This window comes from Neoroseomonas rubea (assembly GCF_016106015.1).
In the GTDB taxonomy this organism is placed as follows: domain Bacteria; phylum Pseudomonadota; class Alphaproteobacteria; order Acetobacterales; family Acetobacteraceae; genus Neoroseomonas; species Neoroseomonas rubea.
Genome location: NZ_JACADQ010000447.1, coordinates 1 through 2680, shown reverse-complemented (window position 1 = coordinate 2680; position 2680 = coordinate 1). Strand labels below are relative to the sequence as shown.

Annotated in this window: 3 protein-coding genes; all 3 read right to left on the bottom strand. The window is 69.5% G+C overall.

All coding sequences use genetic code 11. The features are described from left to right. The coding region (locus tag HW577_RS23425; RefSeq protein WP_198378518.1) for an eCIS core domain-containing protein at nucleotides 1–267 on the bottom strand (267 nt) is incomplete at its 3' end. Nucleotides 268–407: 140 nt separating this feature from the next. Continuing rightward, complete coding sequence (locus HW577_RS23420) at nucleotides 408–1820, bottom strand: TRAP transporter large permease (RefSeq protein ID WP_198378517.1); 1413 nt, start codon at nucleotides 1818–1820, stop codon at nucleotides 408–410. Nucleotides 1821–1824: 4 nt separating this feature from the next. Beyond that, nucleotides 1825–2373 (bottom strand): TRAP transporter small permease subunit, encoded by a 549-nt coding sequence (locus HW577_RS23415; protein ID WP_198378516.1) that lies wholly within the window; start codon nucleotides 2371–2373, stop codon nucleotides 1825–1827. Between the last annotated feature and the right edge of the window lie 307 nt (nucleotides 2374–2680).

Genomic DNA, 2680 nt, shown 5'->3' with positions numbered 1-2680 from the left:
GCGCTCCGCCGCGGCGGGACGCGCGCGCGCCCCGGGGCGCCGCTGCTGGACCAGATGCGCGACCTCATGCGCGACGACGAGGCCGCGCAGGCCGCGCGGGACAGGGCCGAGGAAGACCTCCCGCCCCTCGAGGGCGCAGGCGAGGCCACCGGCCTCGGCCGCGACGCGGGCGCCGCTGCGGCCCACATGGAGCCGGACACCGGCGAGATCGGCGCCGAACGCGGCCTCGAGGCGCGATCGGAGCCGCGGCGGAAGCGGATGGCTCATCGAAAGGGTCATGTCGGCCGGAGAGCAGCATGTCTGGCTGCGGCCGCGCAACCGCGCCGGTCACGCCGCGAAGCCGGGGGCTGAGATGCTTCACAGCGCGCCGGCGCCCGCCCGCCGACGTCAGGCGGGCGGGACCGGCGTCAGCGGAACACCGGCACCGCCGTCTCGTCCGGTGCCTCGGGGATGGGCACGTCGATCGTGACACTCGCCGGATCGACGCCCGTGCCGCGGTCCAGCCAGTAGGTCACGCTCTCAGGCCAGAAGATGACGATCGCGACCAGCAGCAGCTGCAGGAAAAGCCAGGGCACCGCGCCCCAGTAGATGTCCTTCGACAGCACTTCCTTGGGCGCGATGCCGCGCAGGTAGAACAGCGCGAAGCCGAAGGGCGGGTGCATGAAGGACGTCTGCATGTTGATGCAGAGCAGCACCCCGAACCACACCAGGTCGATGTCGAGCTTCGCCGCGACCGGGGCGAGCAGCGGCACGACGATGAAGGCGATCTCGAAGAAATCGAGGAAGAACGCCAGGAAGAAGATGAAGATGTTGACGAAGATCAGGAAGCCCGTCTGCCCGCCGGGGAGGTGGGAGAGCAGGTGCTCGATCCAGTGGCTGCCATCGACCCCCTGGAACACCAGGCTGAACACGGTCGCGCCGATCAGGATGAAGATCACCATGGCCGTGATGCGCATGGTGTTCGACATCGCCTCGCGCATCAGTATCCAGGTGAAGCGCCGGTTGATCACGGCGAGCACCACGGCACCGACCGCGCCCATCGCGCCCGCTTCCGTGGGCGTGGCGAGGCCCATGAAGATGGTGCCGAGCACGAGGAAGATGAGCACGATCGAGGGCACCATGCCCCGGATCACGCGCCAGTAGAGACTCCAGCCGCGCGGCACCAGCGCCTCGGGCGGCAAGGGCGGGACCTTGTGCGGCGCGAAGACCGCGACGAGGGCGATGAAGCCGAGGAACAGCAGGATCTGCAGGACCGAGGGTCCGATCGCGCCGGCATACATGTCGCCCACGCTCTTGCCGAGCTGGTCGCCGAGCACGATCAGCACGAGCGAGGGCGGGATCACCTGCGTGATGGTGCCCGACGCCGCGATCACCCCCGTCGCGATGCGCATGTCGTAGCCGTAGCGCATCATGATGGGCAGGCTGATCATGCCCATGGCGATCACGCTCGCCGCCACGGTGCCCGTGATGGCGCCGAGGATCGCGCCCACGATGATGACCGCGTAGGCGAGCCCGCCCGGCACCTTGCCGAACAATTGCCCGGTGCCTTCCAGCAGGTCCTCCGCCAGCCCGCAGCGTTCCAGGATCGCGCCCATCAGCGTGAAGAACGGGATCGCCAGCAGCAGGTCGTTCGAGAGAATGCCGAAGACGCGCAGCGGCAGGTTGCCGAGATAGGCGGTGGTGAAGAAGCCCATCTCGATCGCGATGAAGCCGAAGAACAGCCCGACCGCGGACAGCGAAAAGGCGACCGGGAAGCCGATCAGCAGGAAGACCACCAGGCCGCCGAACATCAGCGCCGGCATCGTCTCGAGGCTCAGCATCCGCCTATTGCTCCGGCCGCTGGTAGTCGGCGATGCCCACCGCATCGGGGCCGAGGCCGCGCAGCGCGGCGATCCGCTTGATCAGTTCCGACAGTCCCTGCAGCGCCACCAGGGCGAATCCCACCGGCATCAGCAGCTTGACCGGCCAGCGCAGCAGCCCGCCGGCATTGGGGGATCCCTCATGCCGCACCCAGGCATCCAAGAAGAAGGGCCAGGTCATCCAGGCCAGCAGCACCATCCCCGGCAGCAGGAACAGGATGATGCCGAAGACGTCGATCCACAGCCGCAGCCGCTGGGAAACGCTGCCATAGACCAGGTCGACGCGCACATGCTCGTTGCGCTTCAGCGTGTAGGCCGCACCCAGCATGACGGTGCCGGCGAACAGATACCACTGCACCTCGAGCCAGGCGTTGGAGGACCAGGAAAAGCCGTAGCGCACCACGGCATTCCCCGCGCTGATCAGGCAGGCGGACAGCACGAGCCAGTCGGCCACCCGGCCGATCTTCTCGTTCATCACGTCGACGCCGCGGCTGAAGCCGAGCAGCGCCTGCATCTAGCCTGCCGCGCGGCCGGTTGCCGGCCCGCCCCTTCGGCGCATGGCGCCCTCGCCCCCTTCTGGCGCGGCGTTTTTCGCCGCCCGTCATGCTCTAGCCCTGGCGCCCTATGGCTGCAACCGGCGCGGGGGTGGCCGGCGCGGCGGCCGGGGGCCTATCCTTCGGCCGTGACTCGGCGCCGTCCCCTTCGATGCTGACGATGCTCGCGCTTCTCGCCGGCGCGCTGCTGGCGCTCGCCGCGGCCGCGCCACTGCTTGCGCGCAGCGCGGCGGGCGCGCGGGCGGTTCAGGCGGGCACGGCGGGGGC

Coding starts and splice junctions, on each gene's coding strand:
- HW577_RS23415 (WP_198378516.1), bottom strand. CDS start 2,373: ATGCAGGCGCTGCTCGGCTTCAGCCGCGGCGTCGACGTGATGAACGAG.
- HW577_RS23420 (WP_198378517.1), bottom strand. CDS start 1,820: ATGCTGAGCCTCGAGACGATGCCGGCGCTGATGTTCGGCGGCCTGGTG.